Genomic DNA, 22449 nt, shown 5'->3' on the forward strand with positions numbered 1-22449 from the left:
GCTCCGCCGCCCGTGAGCGGTTGAGGAGTCTCTGGACTCGTCAACCACTCACGGGGCCGAAGGCCCTGCTCTGCGATGGATTCTCACCGAACCGGCGACGGTAGGCGGCCGCGAAGAGGCCGAGGTTGACGTATCCCCACGCGCCGGCGATCGAGGCGACGGTCTCACCCGGCAATGCGGCGAGCAGTTCCTCCCGGATGCCCTGGAGGCGCTGCTCACGCACGTACTCGGCCGGGGTGGTGTCCAGGTATTTCCGGAACGACCCGGACAGGGTGCGGACACTGACACCCACCGCGTCGGCGATGTCGGAGGCGGTCGGCAGTTCGCGGGCGTACTCCCGGATGTATTGGACGGCGTGCCGCACATAGCCGGGCGCCGCCGGGCCGGTGGACCTGTCCGGGTCCACTCCGGCGCGAGCCGCCCATTCGGTGAGCAGGTGCCCGACCAGCAACTCCTGCAGGTTGAGTCCGATGCGCCCCTCGGTGGCGTGTCCCGGTAGCTCTCCCGTCGTCCGCATCGCGTACCCGAGCAGCGCCTGCCAGCCGGATCCACCGCCCCCGATGACGCATTTGCGTTGCCAGAGAAGATCTCCGGGGTCGAATCCCCACCAGCGCACAGCCGTGTCCGTGAGCAACCCGTGGGGAACGGTGAGATTGAGCTGGACGTGGTCGGGAGAGAACTCGACGAGGTAGTCGACGCGACTGCAGTCGGCGACGAACGTGTCACCTACCGGTGTGTCCGCGGTGGCGTCGTGGTCGAGGTGGTGCCGGGCGTTGCCCCGGATGGTCGTGAGAACGAGCGCGTTTCCGGCGTCGGACGAGAAGTCGCCGACCGACACGGGGATTCCGTAGGAGAACCGGGTGACGGTGATGTCGCCGATCTTCGTGGAGTACATGCTCGACCGGGGTGACAGCCCGACACCGAGCGGACGCACGACATAGGGCATGTACACGCGGTCGGACCAGAGTTGGATCTCGCTCCAGTCCTCCGACGTTCTGCGCTCGGCGGCGGTCGGCCGTCCCACCGCAAACGGATCCAGCACGACCATGCGTCGAGTATTCCAGGGCCTTCGGCCCCCGTGCGCCTTTCTGGTTGCCGGAACAACCGGAAAGGCGCACGGGTGGCCGGAGGCCATTGCTTATATCGTGAGTGTGTGCTCATAATATGGGTGTACCTGTGACACCAGTCACTACCCGCCTCCTCGATAAGGACGCGCACATGTCAGACGTAGCAATCCTGATCAACACCACGGTCGCCGTCGCGGCGGTCGTTCTGATGATCGTGCGTTTCAAGTTCAACCCAGTGGTGTCACTGGTCGTCGGATCCGCCTACCTCGGACTCACGACGGGACTCGGCACGGCCGAAACGGTGGAAGTCATCAGCACCGGTTTCGGCGACATCATGGCCGAAGTGGGACTTCTGATCGCCTTCGGCGTCCTGATGGGCGCCATGTTGAAAGAAATGGGCGCGATCCAGCGCCTGGTCGGAACACTTCTGCGAGTGTTCGGGCCGAAACGAATGCCTTATGCGATGTCGCTGACGATCGCGACGTTGCTGCAGTCCATCTTCCTCGACGTCCTGCTCGTCATCTCTGCCCCGCTCGCCCGCAACCTCGCACCGAAGGTCGGCCGGGTCGGGACCGCACGCATGGCCACCGCCCTCGCCATCGGCCTGGAGTGCGGCATCGTGCTGATGGTTCCCGGTGTCGGCGCCCTCGCCCTCGCCGGACTTCTCGGTGTGCCGCTCGGCAAGATGCTGATCTTCGGGTTGATCCTGGTGATCCCGACCGTGGCGATCTCGGTCGCGATCATGTCGTTCCTGTTCACCCGCGGTTGGTGGAACCCGGAGAAGGACGAGGAGCACTTCCATCAGACGGTCGTCGACGACGAAGAAGACGAGTGGACCGACGGCGGCAGCGGCGGGACCACCCCTCGGCCCGAGGCCGGCGGAGGCGTCGCCCAGGCGCAGCGCGCCGCGACCGTCACCGAGGTCACGGCCGAGCGCGCGGAACACGACCGCCCCCTGATCCTGCTCCTCGCTCCGCTGCTCGTCTCCCTCCTGCTCATCGCGACCGGCGCGATCCTGGACATCGCCGAGATCAGCAATCCGGTCGTCGCGTTCGTGTCGGAGCCGCTCATCGCGCTGCTGATCGGACTGATCGGCACCAGCTTCGTCGGACGCCTCACCGTCGGCCAGCACCGTGTCCAGAAGGCGATCGCCAGCGGTTTCAGCGAGAGCGGCCAGATCCTCATCCTCACCGGTGTCGGCGGGTCCCTCGCAGCGACCATCGCCGCGGCCGGTCTCGGTGACATCCTCGGCAAGTACTTCACCGCCAATCACGCCGCTCCGCTGCTGATGGTGTGGGTGATCGCCGCCGTCCTGCACGTCGCCGTCGGCTCGGTGACCATCTCCGCCATCACCGCCGCGGGCGTCCTCGCACCCATCGCCCCGACCCTCGGCCTCGACCCCGTCCTCATCGCCCTCGCGGCCGGCGCCGGCTCCCTGTTCGCGGTGCACGTCACCAGCAACACCTTCTGGCTGCTGCAGTCCTTGATGGGTCAGACCACACGAGGCACGCTGAAGACGTGTTCGGTGGGAGTATCGGTGGCATCGGTCGTCGCAATACTGCTCGTCCTGCCCATGAGCCTCGTTCTCTGAGCGTCACTATCAGTTAAGGATCACCATGTTCTCCGACAACACCATTCGGCCACTCGACGGGGTTCGGGTACTCGAGCTCGGTAACTACATCGCCGCTCCGACCGCGGGCCGGATGCTCGCCGACTTCGGGGCCGAGGTCATCAAGGTGGAGCGCCCGAAGACCGGCGACGAACTGCGCAACTGGCGGCTCTACTCCGGCGACACCTCGATGCTGTACCGCACGATCAACCGCAACAAGAAGTCGATCGTGCTGGACCTGCGCACCGAGGAGGGCCGGCAACTCGTCCTGGACCTCGCCGCCAAGTGCGACATCCTGCTGGAGAACTTCCGGCCCGGCACCCTGGAGAAGTGGGGCATCGGACCGGAAGCGTTGAACGCGGCCAATCCGGACCTGGTGATCACCCGTATCTCGGCGTTCGGGCAGACCGGGCCGATGTCGCAGCGGCCGGGGTTCGCCGCGGTCGCGGAGGCCGCCGGCGGATTCCGTGAGCTCGTCGGCGACCCGGACCGGCCACCGGTGCGGGTGGGGGTGTCGATCGGCGACTCGATCGCCGGCCTCTACGCGGCGTTCGGGGCGGTGATGGCCCTGTTCCAGCGTGAGGCCGCGAAGGTCGCCGGAACCCAGGGTCCGTCCCTGCCACATCGGATCATCGACGTCGCACTCAACGAATCGATCCTGTCGATGATGGAATCGCTGATTCCCGACTACCTCGCGTACGGCATCAAACGCGAACGCGTCGGCGGCCGGATGGAGGGCATCGCCCCGTCGAACGCCTACATCTGCAGCGACGGCGACAGCATCATCATCGCCGGCAACGGTGACGCCATCTTCCAGCGCTACATGGACACCATCGGCCGCCCCGACCTCGGCGCCGACCCGGATCTGTCCACCAACGCCGGTCGGTGGGCGCGCCGCGACGAACTGGACGCGGCGATCGGTGAGTGGACGATCCAGTACTCGCGCGACGAGGCGCTGAAGATCCTCGATGCGGCCGGGGTGCCGTCGGGTCCGATCAACACCGCCGCCGACATCTGCAGCGACGAGCAGTACGCCGCCCGCAACATGATTCAGCAGTTCACCGTCGACACCGGTGAGGCCGAGCCGAAGCAGGTCGGATTCCCCGGCATCGTCCCGGTCATCGGCGGCAAGTCACTGCCCATCCGCAGTGTCGGACCGGACCTCGGCGAGCACACCCGGGAGGTCCTCGAAACATTGCTCGGCAAGACCCCGGAACAGATCGACTCCATCGTCAACGACACAGTAGGTGGCCTCTCATGACGCAGTCCTTCGAATCACGCACCCTGCTCCGCGACGTCACCCTGCGCGACGGATTGCAGTTGACGGGCAAGATGCTGCCCACCGCCCGGAAGCTCGAGATCGCCCGGCGGCTCCTCGAACTCGGCGTGCCCGCGCTCGAGATCGGGTCGATGGCCCGCCCCGACCTCGTCCCGCCGATGGCGAACACCGTCGAGGTGATCTCGGAACTGACCCCGCAGGAACTGGACCACTGCTGGGTGTGGGTGGCGACGCCCCGGCACGTGGAGAAGGCCGCCGCCGCCGGCGCACGCCATTTCCAGTACTGCTTCTCCGCCTCCGATTCCCACAACCAGGCGAACATCGGACGTTCCACCGAGGACAGCCTCGCCGCGATGCCCGCCGCGATCGAACTCGCGCAGGAGGTCGGCGGCAGCATCCAACTGTGCATCGCGACGTCGTTCACCTGCCCGTTCGAGGGCCGGGTGCCCGAGCAGCGGGTCATCGACATCGCCAACGATCCGCGCGCCCACGGCGCCGTCGACGTCGTCGTCTGTGACACCCTCGGCCAGGCCGTCCCCGCCGAGGTGTACTCGCTCGTCTCCCGGGTCCGGCTCGAAACCCCGCAGCGCGGCATCGTCTTCCACGGCCACGACACCTGGGGGCTGGGGGTCGCGAACAGTCTCGCCGCGGTCGCGGCCGGCGCGATGACCGTCGACGGCGCCCTCGGCGGACTCGGCGGCTGCCCGTTCGCACCCGGCGCCAGCGGCAACACCGCCAGCGAGGACCTGCTGTTCGCCACCCGACCGGACTGGCTGAACCCCACCACATTCGGATCGCTCGTGGAACTGTCCGAGAAGACCCTCGCCGAACTCGGCGAAGCCAACCGGTCCAAGGCCGCGCAGGGCGCACGCTCCAATGCCACCGCGTTCGAGTGGGTCATCGGCGGCGGCCGATGAGCGGCGCCCGGTTCTACGTCACCACTCCGATCCCCGAACCCGCTCTCACGCTGCTGCGCGCCGCGGGCAGCGTCGATGTCCCCGAAGAACTTCCGGACGCCGCCCGGCTGCGGGAGGTCTGCGTGTCCGGCGACTACGACGTCGTGGTGTCCCAGCTTCGCGACACGTTCGACGCCGACCTCCTGGCCGCGGCGAAGATCCGCGGGATCTCCAACTACGCGGTCGGGTACAACAACGTCGACATCGGGGCGGCCACCGCGAACTCGATACTCGTCGGCAACACACCCGGTGTGCTCACCGACGCCACCGCCGACGTCGCGATGCTGCTGATCATGGCCACCGCCCGCCGCGCCGTGGAGGCCGACACGTTCGTCCGCGCCGGACGGTTCACCGGATGGGAACCGAACCTGCTCCTCGGCCAGGACGTTTCGGGACGCACGCTCGGTCTCGCCGGGTTCGGGCGGATCGCGCGGGCGACCGCGAAACGGGCACTGGCCTTCGGCATGCAGGTGCAGTTCTGCCCCCGGCCTCCCGGCGACCGGCCGGTGACAGACGAGGAACTCGGGGAGTTCGCCGGACTCGTCACCCACACCGACTGGGACACCCTCGTCGCCACCAGCGACTACCTGTCGCTGCACGTGCCCCTCAACGCGCAGACCCGCCACCTGGTCGATGCGGGCGTGCTGACGGCGATGAAACCCACCGCGATCCTGATCAACACGGCCCGCGGTCCCGTCGTCGACGAAACCGCCCTGGTCGCCGCCCTGAAGTCCGGGGAGATCGCCGGGGCCGGGCTCGACGTCTACGAGGACGAACCCGCGCTCGCCCCGGGACTCGCGGAACTGTCGAACACAGTGCTGCTCCCCCACCTCGGCAGCGCCACGGTGTCGGTGCGCGCCGACATGGCGAGATTGTGCGCCGAGAACGCTGTGGCCATGGCGCAGAACCGGATTCCCCCGCATCCGGTCAACCCGGAAGCGTGGAACTCATGACGGTTCTGATCGCCCCCGACAGTTTCAAAGGCACCTATACCGCAGGCGAGGTCGCCGACGCGGTCGCCGGCGGGGTCGAGTCGTCCGGCGGCACCGCGATCAGGCTGCCGGTCGCCGACGGCGGCGAGGGCACCCTCGACGTTCTCACCGTCCCCCTCGGACTGCGCCCGGTCACCACCCGGTCCCGCAACCCCTGGGGCAGCCCGTGCCGGCCGACGTACGGACTGTCCGACGACGGCACCGCGGTCATCGAGATCGCCGCAGCCTCCGGGATCACCACGCCGCACGACGGCCCCCGCGACCCGATCACCGCCACCACCTACGGCACCGGGATGCTCGTCGCCGACGCCGCCCGGCGCGGTGCCCGGCACATCGTCGTCGCGGCCGGCGGGTCCGCGACCACGGACGGAGGCACCGGGGCCATCGCCGCCATCGAGGCGGGCGGCGGACTCCGGGGCGCCGCCGTCACCGTGCTGACCGACGTCACCACCCGGTATGTCGACGCCGCCAGGGTGTTCGGACCGCAGAAGGGCGCCGACTCGGGCGCCGTGCAGGTCCTCACGCGGCAACTCGAGGCGAAGGCGCGGGCCCTGCCCCGCGACCCGTCGGGTGTCGACGCGACCGGTGCGGCGGGCGGGTTCTCCGGCGGGATGTGGGCGCGGTACGGCGCCGAACTACGCTCGGGCGCCGATTACATCCTCGACGTGATCGGCTTCGACACCCTGACCGCGGACGCGTCGGCGATCGTCGTCGGTGAGGGCAGGCTCGACGGGCAGACGAAAGCGGGCAAGATCATCTCCGCGATCCTCGCCCGCGCGGGCGCCACACCGGTGTACGCCGTCGTCGGCTCCGTCGGCGACGATCTCGGCGGCTACCGGTCCCGGTTCGCCGGCGTCCTCGTCGCCACGGACGCCGTGGCCATGCACGAAGCCGGCCGCGCGATCGCGGCGCAGCTCATGACGGGTAGCGGCCACCCAGCGTCCGGGTGACCTGCTCGGCGCTGCCGACGAGCAGATCCACCCATTTCTCGCACTGTTCGCGTGGCATGCGCAGTGTCGGCCCGCTGATCGCCAGAGCACCGATCACGTCGGCGGACGAATCGAACACGGGCGCAGCCAGTCCCGAGGCGCTGTCCTCCCGCTCGCCCGCGGTGATGGCGTATCCGTCGGCCTTGGCCTGGTGGATCAGTTCACGCAGCACCGCGGTGTCGGTGACGGTGCCCTCGGTCATCGGCTCGATGGGGCCGGCGAGGACCTGTTCGGTGAGGTCCGGGTTCCAGGCGAGCAACACCCGCCCCGCCGATCCTGCGGGCAGGGGGACGATCTTTCCGACGTACATGTTCCGGCGCAGCGCGTGCTCGGTCTCCGCGATGGCCACGCACACGCGGTAGCCCTGCTCGACCCGGAAGAAGCTGGCGGTCTCGCCGGTGGCGTCGCGGATCTCCTTCAGCACCGGCGTGACGACAGCCAGTATGTCGAGTCCCTTGGTGGCCGTCGCGGCCCAGAACGCCATCTTCACGCCGATCCGGATCTGGTCGCCGGACCGGTCGAGGAATTCCTGCGCCACCAGGTTGCTGACCAGCCGTTGGACGGTCGACGTCGGCAGACCCGTCGCCTGGTGGATCTCGCCCAGCGTCATCGACGGACGCGTCAGGCTGAACGCATCGAGGATCTCCGTGATCTTGCTCAGCACCAGCAACGGTTGGTGCTTGGAGGTCAATTCGCCGTCTTCCGCTCGCATGCCTTCGACGATAGTCGCCCTCACCAGCACGTGAGTGCCAACGAACGGCGGAACACACTTCGGCACTCACCTGGGGCGAATTGACTGTCGCCACACGGGCGGGGATGTGGTACTTATGGAAGATGCTCGATTTCAAGTCGACGAAAGGCGCATGAGCGCCCACCGAGACATCTCTCCGACACAGCGGTTCGGGGAATTCATCCGCGCGTTCGACGCGCTTCGCTCGGCACCCCGGCGGTGCCGCGACCCTTCCGCGCCCGGACGGGCGATTCGTGGGTCCCTATTTGTGATGCCATTCAACGACTTCGAGGAAGGAGGTACACATGAAGTTGGCTGAGGCACTGGCCGAGCGCGGCGATCTGACACGTCGGGTGGAGCAGCTGAAGTCGCGCATCCTCACCAATGCGCGGCACCAAGAGGGCGAGTCGCCGGCGGAGGACTCCGCGGCGCTACTCGTCGAACTCGAGGAGGTCCTGGACCGCCTGGAGGTCCTCGTCCGAAGAATCAATCGAACGAATACCGCTGCGCCACTGGGCGACGCGAGCATCACGGACGCGCTTGCCCGCCGGGACATGCTGCGAATCCGGCACCGGGTGGTGTCCGCCGCCGCGGATGCCGCCTCCGGTCGCGAGCAGGACCGATACGGCAGGCAACTCCGCTCCGAACTCGTCTTCGTCGCGGCGTTGCCCGTCCGGGATCTCCGGCGGACCGCAGACGATCTCGCCCGGCAGATCCGGGAAATCGATCTGCAAGTGCAGAAGGAGAATTGGGAAGTCGAGTTGCTCGACTGAACAGCCTGGGTAGTAGGTAACCGTCTCGGAGGCGAGCACACACCGCGAGTCGACGGTAATTCGGCTCTTCTCCGGCGTGGAGGGCAACGCTCCGGGCACACACCCGGATCACACTGCAGCCCTGCACACCACACAGGTGACAGTGCACGACGCACAGCTCATCACCGGGTACTGATCCGAGACGGCGAGGGCGGGCAAGGGGCCTACCCACACACGTGAGTGGCAGAGCGTGCCGAAGCACACTCTGCCACTCACGTCGGGGATCAGCCGACTACGAGGTCCAACTCGTCGTCGGACACTCCGACCGCGATGCTGCCACCCTCGACGAGGACGTCGTCGAGCAGCAGATCGGCGATCCGGTCGTCGACTGCCCGTTGGATCGACCGGCGCAGCGGACGCGCCCCGAACTCGGGTTGGTGTCCGTGCTCGGCAATCCAATCGACCGCGGCGTCGCTGAACGAGATCTCGATGCCCTTGGACTGCAGCCGCTTCCGGCTGTCGTCCAGCAGCAGGTCGGTGATCCGGTGCAGCTGCTCGGTGTCGAGCTTGCGGAAGATCACGATCTCGTCGATCCGGTTCAGAAACTCCGGGCGCATCGACTCACGCAGCCGGCCCATCACCCGATCCCGCAGCGGCTTCTCCGAAGCCTCGGCGTCACCGGTGCTGAAGCCCAGCGCACCCGACTTGCTGGAGATGATGTCGGATCCCAGGTTGCTGGTCATGATCAGAACGGTGTTCTTGAAATCCACCGTCCGGCCCTGCCCGTCCGTGAGCCGACCGTCGTCGAGCACCTGCAGCAGCGTATTGAACACGTCGGGGTGTGCCTTCTCGATCTCGTCGAGCAGGATCACCGAGTACGGGTTCCGGCGGACCTGCTCGGTGAGCTGTCCCGCCTCCCCGTATCCGACGTAGCCGGGAGGGGCACCGACGAGCCGGCTGACCGTGTGACGTTCACCGAACTCGCTCATGTCGAGTCGCAGCATCTTGTTCTCGTCACCGAACAGCGTGGCGGCCAGCGCCTTCGCCAGTTCGGTCTTGCCGACACCGGTCGGTCCGAGGAACAGGAAGCTACCCACGGGGCGATCCGGATCGTTCATGCCGGTGCGGCTGCGGCGCACCGCCCGGGCGATGGCCCGCACGGCGTCGTCCTGGCCGATGACACGACGATGCAGTTCGTCCTCGAGCCGGCGGAGGCGTTCCTTCTCCTCCTCGGTCATCTGGCTGGCCGGGATTCCGGTGGCCCGCGACACGACCTCGGCGATCTGCTCGGCAGTCACCTCGGGCGTCACGTCGGTCGTGCCGACCGCCTTCCCCTCGATCCGGGCCTGGACCTCCATCGCCTCGTCCCGCAGTCGCGAAGCCTTCTCGTACTGCTCGTCGGCGACGGCCTGCTCCTTGGCCTGCTCGAGTTCCGCGAGCTTCGCCCGCAGAGCCTCGACATCGACGCTCGGCATCCGCAGCCGCAACCGGGCTCCGGCCTGATCGATCAGGTCGATCGCCTTGTCCGGCAGGAAGCGGTCACCGATGTAGCGGGCCGACAGCTCGACGGCCGCCGTGATCGCCTCGTCCGTGTAGCGGACGCCGTGATGCTCCTCGTACCGGTCACGCAGACCGGACAGGATCGCCACCGCATCCGGGACACTCGGCTCCGCCACCGTCACCGGCTGGAAACGGCGTTCGAGCGCAGGGTCCTTCTCGATGTGCTTGCGGTACTCGTCGAGCGTCGTCGCACCGACGATGTGCAGCTCACCGCGGGCGAGCTTCGGCTTGAGGATGTTACCCGCATCCATCGCGCCGTCGGCGCCGCCACCGGCACCGGCGATGGAGTGGACCTCGTCGATGAAGACGATCAGCTCGTCCGAATGGGCCGAGATCTCGTCGATCACCTTATTGAGACGTTCCTCGAAGTCGCCGCGGTACCGGGTGCCCGACACCATGCTCGACAGGTCGAGCTGGACGATGCGCTTGCCCGTCAGGCGGTCGGGTACGTCGCCGTCGACGATGCGCTGGGCCAGGCCCTCGACGACCGCCGTCTTGCCGACGCCGGCCTCACCGACCAGCACGGGGTTGTTCTTGGTGCGGCGCGACAGGATTTCGATGGTCTGCTCGATCTCGTCGGCACGCCCGATCACCGGGTCGACTTCGCCGCCGCGTGCGCGTTCGGTGAGGTCGAAGCCGTACTTGTCGAGCGTGGGGGTCCCGGAGTTCGAGGACTCCTCCTCCACCGATCCACCCTGCACGGCGGTCTGCAGGCGCTCCGGGGTGATTCCCTCGGACGCGAGCAGGCGTCCGGCGGCGTGGTCCTGATCCGCGGCGAGCGCCAGGAAGAGGTGCTCGGGATCGATGTAGGTGGACCCGAGGGCGCGCGCGAGTTGGTGCGCCTCGAGCAGCGCCGTCTTCAGCGCGCCGCTCAGTGCGGGTGTTGCAAAGCCTGACGTGTCACGGCTCTGGGGCAGACGCAGTTCGACGGCATCGGCGACGGCCGACGTGTCGGCGCCTGCGCGGCGCATCAGAGAGGTGACGGGTTCGTGTTCTGTCATGACGCGCAGAACGTGGAGTGCATCGAGTTCCGCATCGCCACGACCTGCGGCGAAACGGGCAGCAGCAGCCATGAACTCCTGGGTGGAGCGGCTCATGAGCCGACTGATGTCGATGCGACCTGGGCCCTCCGGCCCGAAGAATGCTGGCATTCCTCAGCCTCCTAATAAGTTGAGCGTTACTCACTCAACTAACGTGCCAACCCTACGATCAATTCCCGCAGGGGATGGATGTGAGCTCGATCACGACGGTCCGTGGCGGTGCCGACTCGGTCCAACGACGACAGGAACCCGGATCTTCCCGCTCACGGCAGGGTGCGTCCGAGAAAGTCGAGCACTCGGGTCGCCTGGTCGCCGGTGGGATCGAGATCGGGGCGGAAGTCGGCGACGCTGACTCCCACGAGTCGAGGTGACCGCGCCAGAGGCGCGACGACGTCGGCGAGTTGATCCCAGTCGAGGCCACCCTGCTGGGGGTACGTCACCGCATCGAGCGACTCGGGATCCAGCACATCCAGGTCGAGGTGCAACCACACCCCGGTGCCCGTGCTGGCCAGCCATGCGGCAGCCTGCCGACCTGCGACGACAGGGTCATGCACGACGGCCGACGCGTCGATGCGGCGCAAGTCGGAGGGCAACCGGGCCAGTTCGGCGGCGGACGCCGCGTCCAGGCCCTCGGTGCGATGGCCGATCAGAACGGTGTCGCTCGCCCCTACCATCGGGGGCGTCCCGGCCAGCGTGATCAACGCGTCGGCGCCGACTCCGGCGAGCACCGCAAGCTCCATGTCCGCCGTCTCGCCCGTGTCCGAGGAGAGTCCGTCGAGATAGTCCGGATGCCCGTCGACGAACCACAGTCCCGCCGAACCCAGGTGCCCGCGCAGCGCGGGAAAGATCCCGAGCAGAATGCTGCAGTCGCCGCCGACCACCAGCGGTCGCCGGCCCGGCAGGTCCGTCATCGCGACCGCCAGATCGTCCGCCAGCGCGTGAGCGGCCCGCACCGTCTCGGACAGTGCTATCACGCCCGTCCGTTCGTCCCGGTGCGTGCGGTCGATCACGGTCGCGGCGTCGCCGACATCCCGGCCGACCATCGCGGACAGGCCGGCCTCCCGAAACGCGTGCGGCGCTGCCTGTTCGCCACGAGCCGAACCGGAGCAATCCCACGGTGCACCCAGCAGGAACCAGCCGGCAGCGTCCATTCGGCCATGATCCACCAGGCGCTCCGCACCCGTGCGCCTTTTCGGTAGCGGGAACAACCGGAAAGGCGCACGGGCGCGAAGCGCCTGGTTCTACGCTGAACTGGTGGTGGCTCTCGTTCGAGCGGTCCGGCGGCTGGCTCTGGGACGCCCGCTGCGCAGTGACGACCTCGGGGAGCAGTTGCTGACCAAGCGTCTGGCGCTGCCGATCTTCGCCTCCGACCCTCTGTCGTCCGTGGCGTACGCGACGCAGGAGATCCTGCTGATCCTGTCCCTGGGCGGTCTCGCGTATTTCTACCTGACGCCGTATCTGGCAATCGGGGTCGTCGTGCTTCTCGCCGTGGTCGCCCTGTCGTACCGCCAGGTGGTGTACGCCTACCCCAGCGGGGGCGGCTCGTACGAGGTGGCCACCAAGAATCTCGGGCCCTCAGCCGGCCTGACGGTGGCGTCGGCACTGCTCATCGACTACGTCATGACGGTGGCGGTGTCGGTGTCGGCCGGCGTCGACAATCTGATCTCCGCCGTGCCCGCGCTGAACACGCACCGGGTGGCGCTGGCCGTGGCGTTCGTCGTGCTGCTGACGGTGATGAACCTGCGCGGCATCCGCGAATCGGGGACCACGTTCGCCTTCCCGACGTACGGGTTCATCGCCGGGGTGATGATCCTGATCGTGACGGGGTTCGTCCGCGTCGCGGCCGGTTCCACACCCGTCGCCGAAAGTGCCGGGTACACCATCGAACCGGAACTGTCCGGGCTGACCGGTCTTGCCCTCGTGTTCTTCGCGCTGCGCGCATTCTCGTCCGGATGTACCGCGCTGACGGGTGTCGAGGCGATCTCCAACGGGGTGCCCGCGTTCCGTAAACCCAAGAGCGCCAACGCCGCGAAGACACTCATGGCGATGGCGGCGACGGCCATCGTGATGTTCGCGGGGATCACCGCGCTGGCCATCGTCGCCAAGGTGCACGTCGCGGTGAACCCGTGCGATCTGATCGGGTTCGCCGGAAACTGCGAGACCGATCCGCAGCGCACCGTCATCGCCCAGATCTCGGCCGCCGTGTTCGGCGGCACCACCAACATCGGCTTCTTCTACGTCCAGGCCGCGACCGTGCTGATCCTCGTGCTCGCCGCGAACACCGCCTACAACGGTTTCCCGCTGCTCGCCTCGGTGCTCGGCCGCGACCGCTACCTCCCCGTCCAGCTCAACACTCGCGGCGACCGGCTGGCGTTCAGCAACGGCATCGTGCTTCTCGCCGTCACGGCGGGCGGATTGATCGTCCTGTTCGACGCGTCCGTCACCCACCTCATCCAGCTGTACATCCTCGGTGTGTTCACCTCCTTCACTCTCAGCCAGGCGGGCATGGTCCGGCACTGGAACCGCGTGCTGGCAACCGAATCCGACGCCCGCGAACGTCGTCGCATCCACGGCCGACGGGCCCTCAACGGCACCGGCGCCGTCCTCACCGGCACCGTCCTGATCATCGTCACGATCACGAAGTTCACCCAGGGCGCCTACCTCGTAGTCATCGCCATGCCGATTCTGTTCTTCCTGATGCGCGGGGTGCGGCGGCACTACGACCGGATCGCGGCCGTCCTCGTCGTCGACGAGGACAGCTTCACCCTCCCCTCCCAGGTGCACACCATCGTGCTGGTGTCCGTGCTCAACAAACCCACCGCCCGGGCGCTGGCCTACGCCCGCGCCACCCATCCGACGACGCTCGAGGCCGTCACCGTGCTGGGCGACAGCACCGGAAAACTGCAGCGGGAGTGGGAGAAGTACGAAGTTCCGGTGCCGCTGAAAGTCCTCGAATCGCCGTACCGTGAAGTCACCCGGCCCATCGTGGGGTACGTGAAATCCGTCCGGAAGCGGATCCCGGACGGAGTCGTCACCATCTTCATCCCCGAGTACGTGGTCGGTCGCTGGTGGGAACACCTGCTGCACAACCAGAATGCGCTGCGACTCAAGGGCCGGTTGCTGTTCACGTCCGGGGTGATGGTCACGAGCGTGCCGTGGCTGCTGGATTCGGCCACCCGGGTCGGGGCGCCGCTCGGCAAGCCGGCGCCGGGCGACATCCGGCGCGGCCTGCCCACCACTCCCGAGCTCAGCGGAAAGTCGACTTCAGGTACTCCGTGAGACCGTCGACCGCGACCGGACTCTGCCGGAACCCGAGATAGCCGTCCGGACGGACGACGAACGCGGCGGAACCCTCCGCGCCGTACGCGTGCGCGAACTCGCCGTCGCGGTCCCGGACGAGGGGAAGCACCGTTTCCCCGACATCGGCGGAAGGCGACGCGACGAGGTACGTGTCGACGAGTCCCTGGGTCGCCGCCTCCACGGACGTCGCCGCGGCCTCGAGCAGTTCCAGCCCACGCGCGTCGACCGATTCGTCGGCGTACAGCAGCAACGTGTGGTTCCGTCCCGCGAGGAGAGTGAACAGCCGGAGGGGAAACGCGACCGCGGCACGGGTCAGCCCGCGGGCGTCCGGTGCGCGGCTGCCGGGCGTGAGCGCCGCATTCGACTCCGGTTGGGCGACGATCGGACTGTCCGCGTAGCTGATGAGGAGTTGAGCCTCGCGTCGGATCACATAGTCGGGATCCGACGACCCCGCCCCGATTCCCTCCCGGGCGCTGCGCACGGTGCGTCCCACCACCTCCTCGCCGACGGGCCGCCGTTCGGCGTCGTAACTGTCCAGCAGATCGGAGGCCGCGGCGCCGGACACGGCCAGCGCGACCTTCCACGCCAGGTTGTGGGCGTCCTGGATGCCGGTGTTCATGCCCTGCGCGCCGGTCGGCGGATGAATGTGGGCGGCGTCGCCCGCGACGAACACCCGTCCGCGCCCGTACGAGTCGACGATGCGGTGGCTGATCCGGAAGACGGAGGACCAGCGGAGGTTCGACGCCCGCGTCGGCTCGGGTGACAGGCGGTCGAGCACGGCCTGGATGTGGCTCAGCTCCGGTTTGGGTCCCGCTTCGAAGCCGTGCGCGATCTTGTCGGCGGCCGGGGTGCCGGTGCCGGCGAGGTCGCTGGGCACCAGCATCGACATCCGGTAGCGGCGGCGCCCGGGTAGCGGAATGCATACGAGCAGATCGTCGGTCTCGCCGTCCGTCTGATGCATCGACCGGATTCCGTAGCCACGCGGCATCGACCAGTCGACCTCGACGTCGCCGAGCATGTACTGCTCGACGAACGCACCGCCTTCGAAGGTGAGGCCGAGGCCCTTGCGGACCACGCTGTGGGCGCCGTCGCAGCCGAGAAGGTACTGGGTTCGGACGGTTTCGTCGCCGTCCGCGCCGGTGACCGTGGCGACGACGCCGTCGTCGTCCTGTTCGAACGCCGTCAGTTTCGTACCTCGTTCGATCGTGGTGCCGAACGTGGCCAGATATTCGGTGAGGATGCGTTCGGTCTCGTACTGGGGCAGACCGATGAATTCGAACGGGACGTCGGCCGGTAACGCCAATTCCAGACGGGCAACCTCGTCGCCGTTGACATACACGATCTGTCCGCGCATCTGGATCGCCGCGTCCAGGATGTGCCGCAGCACACCCATGCTCTCGAACACCTCGAGGCTGCGCGGTTGGATTCCCACCGCCTTCGCATACTGCGGTGGCTCGAGGAGTGGATCGATGATGCGGCAGGCGACACCTCGCCTGCGCAGTTCGATCGCCGCCGTCAGACCGACCGGACCAGCTCCGACCACCAATACCTCGGGATGCACCACAAGACACCGCCTCGTCAGCAGGGACCGACCACCGACCAGTATGCGGGACCGACGATGCACTTGACCGGCGTTCGGGCCAGACCCGGATCCTTCACGTTCGCGCGGTGTGGAGTCTCGGCCGGTGAACTGCTTCCCGGGCCACCAGTTCGATCGTGACGGCCACCGCACACGTCTGCGCGAGCAGCAGCCCTACGAGGACGAGGATCTGGACCGCCCCGGCCTGAACGGCGGAACCGCTTGCCAGCAGCACCCCGACGAACGCCCCCGGCAGGGTGACCAGCCCGACCGTCCGGGTCTGATCGAGTCCCGGGAGCAACGCATCCGAGGCCGCAGACCGGACCACTTCCATGCGGGCATCGCGGACGTCGAGTCCGAGGCTGAGCCCCGCCTCCACCTCACCCCACCGCTGTTCGACCGCATCGAGCGCGCGTCGCGCGGCGAGGGAGGTGGCCGTCATCGCACCGCCGAGCACGATTCCGCCGACGGGAACGATTGCGACACCTTCGAGCGGAACCACCCGGCTGACCAGCATCAACGGCACGACGATCCCCACACCCGCAGCGAGGGACAGCGCCAGCCACGCGGCCGACCGGCCGGCTTTCGCGCGGCGAGCGGACGTTCCCACCGCCGCCACGAACATCACGGCCAACACGAGGATCGAGGACCACAGATGCGCGAGAGCCGCGGCCAGGATCAGGGACACCGCGGCGAGCTGGGCAGCGCCGCGAATCGCCGCGGCCGGCACGACGAGTGGGCTACCGAGGTGGGTGAAGCGGTAGACCACCGCCGCGCACACGACCATCACGGTGCACAGCACAGCCAGTCCGACACCGGGATTCGCCAAGGACGTACTCACCCGGCTCAGTGTTCCTCACTTCCTGGCCGCGAGAATACCGAGAGTGACCGTTATGCCGACGAATCCCGGGCCGCGCATGCGACCATGGATGGAGTCGACGCTCTACGCCCGATGACGCTGACCGGAGGCCGTGGCGATGGACGACCGGGCGAACACAGCGCACCCGCGGGTCGTGGTCGAGACCGAACACGACCGGACGAGCTACAGCGCGGGCAAGGCCGTCCGCATCGGCCGGGATCCGCAGCTGGAGATCACGATCGTCGATCCGATGGTGTCGCGCGAGCATGCACGGCTCACCTGGGACGAGGGATGGCAGCTGGTCGACTCCGGCAGCAAGAACGGGATCTACGTCGACGGTGCGCGCCGAGAAAAGGTCCCCGTCACGAACCCCGTCGTCGTCCGCCTGGGTGACGCTGCCGAGGGGCCGGTCGTGCGGATCTCGGTCGAGGACCCGGACGCGACGCGACAGGACGTGGGCGCTCGATGGGACGAGTCGACGATCGGCGTAGGTGCCCCGAGCGCCCCGCCCCCGACACCGCACGAGGCGGTCCCGAAAGGATCCCTCACGGTGGGACGGTCGCCCGACAACGACATCGTCGTCCGGGACGTGCTGGCCTCACGCCATCACGCCATCGTCCACAACGTGCCGTCCGGCCTCGAGATCGACGACCTGGGGAGCGTCAACGGAACGTTCGTCGGAGACATCCGGGTGTCGCGCGCGCAGCTGACCGACGGCGACGTCGTCACGATCGGCAACACCGATTTCAGCGTGCAGGAAGGCAGGCTCGTTCCACGGCAGGCGGTGGTTCCGACCGCAGGCGGGCTGCGGGTGGACGGCGTCGGACTCACCATCGAAGGCGGGCGTCGGCTGCTCGAGGACGTCACGTTCACTGCCCAGCCCGGCAGTCTCACCGCGGTGATCGGCCCCTCCGGCGCGGGAAAGACCACGGTGGCCACCATCATCTCCGGTTCGGAACGCCCCACGGAAGGTGTGGTCGAGTTCGAGGGACGCAGCGTGCACGCCGAATACCAGGTGCTGCGCTCCCGAATCGGGATGGTCCCCCAGGACGACGTCGTGCACCGGCAGTTGACGATCAGGCAGGCGCTCGGCTACGCCGCGGAGCTGAGGCTGCCGCCGGACACCAGCCGGGCCGACCGTGAGGAGGTGATAGAGACCGTGCTCGACGAGCTGCAGCTGTCCGAACACGCCGACACAAGGGTCGATCGGCTGTCCGGCGGCCAGCGCAAACGCGCGTCCGTCGCGATGGAGTTGCTCACCGGCCCGTCCCTGCTGATCCTCGACGAACCGACGTCGGGTCTCGACCCTGCGCTCGACCGGCAGATCATGGCGACGTTGCGCCGCCTCGCCGATTCGGGCCGCGTCGTCGTCATCGTCACGCATTCGCTGTCGTATCTCGAGATGTGCGATCAGGTCCTGCTCCTCGCACCGGGCGGCAAGACCGCCTACGTGGGCCCGCCGGACAAGGTCGGGGCCGCGCTGGGCAGCACCGATTGGGCCGATATCTTCGCCCGCGTCGCGGCCGACCCCGACGGGGTGTTCGCCGAGTACCGCGCGACCCGCCCCGCCGTAGAGGTGCCACCACCGAGCCCGCCCGGACCTCTCGGCAGTCCCGCGCACACGTCGCGGCGCAAGCAGTTGAGCACCGTCGTCCGCCGGCAGGCGCGGCTGATCCGCGCCGACCGTGGGTACCTGATCTTCCTGTCCCTTCTTCCGTTCGTGCTCGGCGGCCTGGCCGTGCTCGTGCCCGGAGACACCGGGTTCGGTCCGTCGGGCCTCGACGAATCCGGTGAACTCACCCAGATCCTGGTCGTTCTGATCCTCGGCGCCGCGTTCATGGGTTGCTCACTGACCATCCGCGACCTCGTCGGGGAGCGCATGATCTATCACCGCGAACGTGCCGCCGGCCTGCTGCCGTCCGCCTACCTGACGGCGAAGATCGTCGTCTTCTGCGCCGCCGCGATCGTGCAGTCGGTGATCATGGTGACGATCGTGTTCGTGGGCAAGGGTTTTCCGGGCCGGGGCAGCGTGATCCCCTCCGGCTCCGTCGAATTGATCGTGGACATCGCCGTCACCACCTGCTCCTGCGTCCTCGTCGGATTGGCGTTGTCGTCGGTGGCGCGCTCGAACGAGCAGGTGATGCCGATGCTGGTGGTCACGATCATGGTGCAGTTGGTGATGTGCGGAGGACTGATCACGATCACCGGACGCGCCGTGCTCGAACAGGTGTCGTGGCTCTTCCCCTCCCGCTGGGGGTTCGCGGCCGCCGCCTCGACGGTGGACCTGCGCACGAACGCCACCGGCACCGAACCCGACACGCTCTGGCAGCACAGCGCATCGTGGTGGCTGCTCAACATCGCCATGCTGGTGCTCATCAGTTGCGTGCTCGCGGTCGTCACCTACAGCCGGCTCCGGCTGCGCCGTCCCCGCCGGCGCTGAAACAGATGCTGCGGTCTACTCGTCTTCCAGACCCGCCGGTGCGCCGACGCCGAAGACATTCATCATCTGAGACAGGGTCCGGTAATAGCCGACCAGGACCACGAGTTCGAGCAGCGCCGAGTGACCGAGGCCGGCTTCGAATCGACGGAAGTCCTCGTCGCCGAGGGTGTTGGCGCCCGCGAGCAGATGACGGCACACGTCGTACGCAGCCTGTTCAGTGGGGTCTTCGGAACGGAACTCGCCGCTCCGAAGTGCCGTCGTCTCTTCGGCGCTCAACCCGACGGCGTGTCCGACCCGTTCGTGGGCATAGCGTTCGAACTCGCTCTCCGTTGCGGCAGCGACCGTGAGTATCGCGATTTCTCTGATCCGGGCGGTCATCGCCGTCCGATATCGCACCGCACTCCCGAGTTCCTGCAGCGCTGAACCGAGTCCGGGCACGTGCAACATCAACCCGAAGGGCCCGTTGAGCCTGCCCTCGTCATCCTGAAACGCGAACAGCTGGGGCCCCTGTGCGCGCGGACCCGTCACGATGCTGTCGTACAACGCCTGCTGCTCGACGTCCAACTCGGCGGGCGTCAGGGCCTTGATCCGTGAATCTTCCATGGAGTTACCATCTTTCAAAATTGTCGGCCAGCGGAGACGCGGTGACGAGACAGAGTATGCCGCGCCGGGCGCCGTTGTCCTCCGCCGACCTCGAATCACACCCCGAACTGAAGCTATTCGTTCGGTGGATTTCCCCCATACAGAACTGCCGATTCCCGAATACATCCTGATCCGCCACCCTTGAGCCACGGGCCACCGCGGTGAGTGGACCCGCGTCCAGGCGAAGAGGTGACGTCAACGTGAGAACCCCGGTCGGGCAGTCCGCCCGATACGAGATCCAATTCTGTCCCGACATCGAGTTCGGGCGTCCCCACGGGCACGTCCTCCGACTCGATCTGTCTCTCCCGCTCGGCGTTGCCGGCCCCGCCGTCGTCCTCTACCTACACGGTGGTGGTTGGATGACCGGTTCTCGCAAGAGTCATGCCGCGCGGGCGGAGCGACTCGCGCAACACGGATTTGCTGTCGCGAGCATCGACTACCGCTCCTCCACCGCCGCTCCCTTCCCCGCCCAGATCATCGACATCGTGACCGCGATCGAGTGGCTGAACGGGCCCGGGCAAGCCTTCGGTGTCGACACGAATCGTGTCGCTCTCTGGGGCGCTTCGGCAGGCGCCCATCTCGCGCTTCTGGCCACCGCCACTCCGGCGATTCCGCGTGCACCGCACGATCTGCCCGGGCCACACGTGCAGGCCGCTGTCGGCTACTTCGGATGTTACGACCTCACCTCCCGGGGCGACCGCGACCGTCCGGACGCCGACTCGCCGATACCGCGGGAGATCCTCGAGCAGGACTGGCCGTCAGGGGTCCCCGCACCGCCGTCGGCTCGTTACCTGAGAGCCCGATTGCTGGGGATCGACGAATCGACGGTGTGCGATCGCGAACTCGCCGCTATCAGCCCGTTCGCGAAGGCGCACGACATTCACGTGCCGGTCTTCCTCCTCCACGGAACACGCGACTCGGTCACGTCGGTGCAGCAGAGCCGGCGGATGGCACAGGAACTTCGACGCCGCGGGAAGACGGTACGCCTGCGCCTTCTCGAGGGCGCCAACCACGAGGACTCCGCGTTCCACACGGACACCACGGTCGCCGAAGTGGCCGCGTTCCTGCACGAACACCTGGGCCGGTCCTACCCCACGCCCCCGCTTCCCACGATGCCGTACAACAAGGAGATTGATTCGAAATGACTGCTCGAGTAATAGTCGTCGGCGGCGGACCGTCGGGTCTGACGGTCGCGACCGAACTGGCCCGGGCCGGAGTCGACGTCGTCGTCCTCGAACGTCGAACGCAGCCGGTGCAGTCGCGGGCCGGGACCGTATTGCCGAGGGTTCTCGAGCTTCTCGATTCTCGGGGCCTCGTGCAGAAGTTCATCGACCGGGCCGCGACCATTCGGTCCAATCCGCTGATCCCCGTTCATATCTGGGCCGGGATGCAACCGGTGGAATGGCGTCACCTCGAATCGAGATTCGGGTTTCGGCTGGTTCTTCCCCAGAATCACACCGAGGAACTGTTGCTGGAGGAAGCGCTCCGTCTCGGTGTTGTCGTCCGGCACGGCGTGACTGTCGAATCCGTCGTTCAGCAGTCGACCGCCGTGACCGTGACCGCGGCGGCCGAGGACGGACCCGTGAGGTTGTCAGCCGATTATCTGGTCGGCGCGGACGGCGGGCGGAGTATCGTGCGGTCGCAGCTCGGTCTCGGTTTCGAGGGCCACGGGCCGACATTCACCGGAATCGTGGCAGACCTGAGGATGGATCGGCCCTGGCCCGAAGCGCGGCGGATGATCGACAACGACAAGGGCTGGGTCACCTCGTTCCCGTTCGGTGAGAACGAGTCCATCACCCGGTTCAACATCGTGCACGCCGAGCGCAGGCACGCTCCTGCGTCGGAGCCGATCACGGCCGACGAGGTCCGCCGATGCCTCACCGATGTTCTGGAGAAGGACCTGCCGTTCGACGACCTGGTGTGGGCGTCCCGTTTCACCGATTCGCTCAGAATCGCAACGAAATTCCAGCAGGGTCGAGTGTTCCTCGTCGGCGAATCGGCGCGCATCCACTATCCCGCCAGCGGCGTCGGGATGAACTTCTGCATCCAGGATGCGTTCAACCTCGGGTGGAAACTCGCCGCGGTCATCAATGAACACGCAGGACCGGCGCTCCTGGAAACCTACGAGGCCGAACGCCGCCCGGTGGCGGAAGCACTGCTGAGAAGTGTCGCGGCGCAGTGTTCGGTCCAGTTCGACTTCACACCGGAGGGGGTGGCGTTCAAGCGGATGTTCGAACGCGACCTGATGCCCATTCCGGAGGTCAACCGCCGAATCGGGCTCGAACTCAACGGGCTGTCCTTCCCCTACCCCGCTGATTCGCACCAACACCCGATGGTCGGATACCGCTGTCCCGATCTGGATCTCGTCACCCGGGCCGGTCCGATGAGGATGGGTGAAATGCTGCGCGAATCCGCTCTCGTCCTCGTCGACGCCACCGGGGCGGGCACATACGCGGACCTCGCTCTGCAGGGCGTGCCGGTTCGCGCACACACCGGCCACATCGTGCTGGCACCCACCGGGCTGGGCGACGTCAAGAGCCTGCTGGTCAGGCCGGACGGATACATCGCCTGGGCCAGCGCCGACACCCCCGCACGCGAGGACGCACAGCTGGCGATCAAGCGGTGCCTCGCCGTCGAATGAAATGCCGGGAGGGC

General features: G+C 67.6%; 17 protein-coding genes. 10 read left to right on the plus strand and 7 right to left on the minus strand.

Annotated features, from left to right (window positions below; all coding sequences use genetic code 11):
• Positions 1–40: 40 nt before the first annotated feature.
• Positions 41–1048 (minus strand): AraC family transcriptional regulator, encoded by a 1008-nt coding sequence (locus AZG88_RS01265; protein ID WP_005244230.1) that lies wholly within the window; start codon positions 1046–1048, stop codon positions 41–43.
• Between the two features lie 170 nt (positions 1049–1218).
• Here AZG88_RS01265 and AZG88_RS01270 point away from each other — a divergent pair, with 170 nt between their 5' ends.
• From AZG88_RS01270 to AZG88_RS01290, 5 genes are read left to right on the plus strand one after another with little or no spacing between them, the layout of a single operon-like run.
• Entirely contained in the window at positions 1219–2658 is a 1440-nt protein-coding gene (locus AZG88_RS01270) for a GntP family permease (RefSeq protein WP_005244232.1), read from the plus strand.
• A gap of 25 nt (positions 2659–2683) precedes the next feature.
• The gene (locus AZG88_RS01275; protein ID WP_061696809.1) at positions 2684–3937 is read left to right on the plus strand and encodes a CaiB/BaiF CoA transferase family protein; all 1254 of its coding nucleotides are present in this window, start codon (positions 2684–2686) and stop codon (positions 3935–3937) included.
• Entirely contained in the window at positions 3934–4872 is a 939-nt protein-coding gene (locus tag AZG88_RS01280; RefSeq protein ID WP_005244236.1) for a hydroxymethylglutaryl-CoA lyase, read from the plus strand. The genes AZG88_RS01275 and AZG88_RS01280 overlap by 4 nt, the downstream gene beginning before the upstream one ends.
• On the plus strand, positions 4869–5864 hold the full coding sequence (locus tag AZG88_RS01285; protein ID WP_061696810.1) for a 2-hydroxyacid dehydrogenase: 996 nt from the start codon (positions 4869–4871) through the stop codon (positions 5862–5864). The genes AZG88_RS01280 and AZG88_RS01285 overlap by 4 nt, the downstream gene beginning before the upstream one ends.
• The gene (locus AZG88_RS01290; protein ID WP_005244240.1) at positions 5861–6853 is read left to right on the plus strand and encodes a glycerate kinase; all 993 of its coding nucleotides are present in this window, start codon (positions 5861–5863) and stop codon (positions 6851–6853) included. The genes AZG88_RS01285 and AZG88_RS01290 overlap by 4 nt, the downstream gene beginning before the upstream one ends.
• Here the strand turns inward: AZG88_RS01290 and AZG88_RS01295 are convergent.
• Complete coding sequence (locus AZG88_RS01295) at positions 6819–7604, minus strand: IclR family transcriptional regulator (RefSeq protein WP_025431892.1); 786 nt, start codon at positions 7602–7604, stop codon at positions 6819–6821. The two genes, AZG88_RS01290 and AZG88_RS01295, sit on opposite strands and share 35 nt — an antisense overlap.
• Before the next feature lie 323 nt (positions 7605–7927).
• On the opposite strand from AZG88_RS01295, the gene AZG88_RS01300 reads away from it, so the two are divergent.
• Positions 7928–8395 (plus strand): DIP1984 family protein, encoded by a 468-nt coding sequence (locus tag AZG88_RS01300; protein ID WP_061696811.1) that lies wholly within the window; start codon positions 7928–7930, stop codon positions 8393–8395.
• 263 nt (positions 8396–8658) lie between these two features.
• Here AZG88_RS01300 and AZG88_RS01305 read toward each other — a convergent pair whose 3' ends face one another.
• Entirely contained in the window at positions 8659–11085 is a 2427-nt protein-coding gene (locus AZG88_RS01305; RefSeq protein WP_061696812.1) for an ATP-dependent Clp protease ATP-binding subunit, read from the minus strand.
• Positions 11086–11237: 152 nt separating this feature from the next.
• Positions 11238–12125: an arginase family protein gene (locus tag AZG88_RS01310; protein ID WP_061696813.1), complete on the minus strand. Its 888-nt coding sequence runs from the start codon at positions 12123–12125 to the stop codon at positions 11238–11240.
• Between the two features lie 103 nt (positions 12126–12228).
• Here AZG88_RS01310 and AZG88_RS01315 point away from each other — a divergent pair, with 103 nt between their 5' ends.
• Complete coding sequence (locus tag AZG88_RS01315) at positions 12229–14253, plus strand: APC family permease (protein ID WP_025431890.1); 2025 nt, start codon at positions 12229–12231, stop codon at positions 14251–14253.
• On the opposite strand, the gene AZG88_RS01320 is transcribed toward AZG88_RS01315, so the two are convergent.
• Together AZG88_RS01320 and AZG88_RS01325 are read right to left on the minus strand one after the other, a co-directional pair.
• Positions 14222–15838, minus strand: a complete 1617-nt coding sequence (locus tag AZG88_RS01320; protein ID WP_061696814.1) for an FAD-dependent monooxygenase — start codon at positions 15836–15838, stop codon at positions 14222–14224. The genes AZG88_RS01315 and AZG88_RS01320 overlap by 32 nt on opposite strands.
• Positions 15839–15929: 91 nt before the next feature.
• Positions 15930–16694 carry an ABC transporter permease gene (locus AZG88_RS01325; RefSeq protein WP_061696815.1) on the minus strand — a complete coding sequence of 255 codons (765 nt, stop codon included), beginning with the start codon at positions 16692–16694 and terminating at the stop codon, positions 15930–15932.
• A gap of 136 nt (positions 16695–16830) precedes the next feature.
• On the opposite strand from AZG88_RS01325, the gene AZG88_RS01330 reads away from it, so the two are divergent.
• Positions 16831–19152, plus strand: coding sequence for an ATP-binding cassette domain-containing protein (locus AZG88_RS01330; RefSeq protein WP_025431887.1), 2322 nt, complete (start codon positions 16831–16833; stop codon positions 19150–19152).
• Between the two features lie 15 nt (positions 19153–19167).
• On the opposite strand, the gene AZG88_RS01335 is transcribed toward AZG88_RS01330, so the two are convergent.
• Positions 19168–19755 (minus strand): carboxymuconolactone decarboxylase family protein, encoded by a 588-nt coding sequence (locus AZG88_RS01335; protein WP_061696816.1) that lies wholly within the window; start codon positions 19753–19755, stop codon positions 19168–19170.
• Between the two features lie 239 nt (positions 19756–19994).
• Between AZG88_RS01335 and AZG88_RS01340 the strand changes: the two genes are divergently transcribed.
• Both AZG88_RS01340 and AZG88_RS01345 read left to right on the plus strand, forming a co-directional pair.
• On the plus strand, positions 19995–20939 hold the full coding sequence (locus AZG88_RS01340) for an alpha/beta hydrolase (protein WP_061696817.1): 945 nt from the start codon (positions 19995–19997) through the stop codon (positions 20937–20939).
• Positions 20936–22435 carry an FAD-dependent oxidoreductase gene (locus AZG88_RS01345; RefSeq protein ID WP_061696818.1) on the plus strand — a complete coding sequence of 500 codons (1500 nt, stop codon included), beginning with the start codon at positions 20936–20938 and terminating at the stop codon, positions 22433–22435. The genes AZG88_RS01340 and AZG88_RS01345 overlap by 4 nt, the downstream gene beginning before the upstream one ends.
• Positions 22436–22449 lie beyond the last annotated feature (14 nt).

Origin of the sequence: Rhodococcus sp. LB1 (assembly GCF_001583455.1) — a bacterium.
GTDB lineage: Bacteria > Actinomycetota > Actinomycetes > Mycobacteriales > Mycobacteriaceae > Rhodococcus_F > Rhodococcus_F opacus.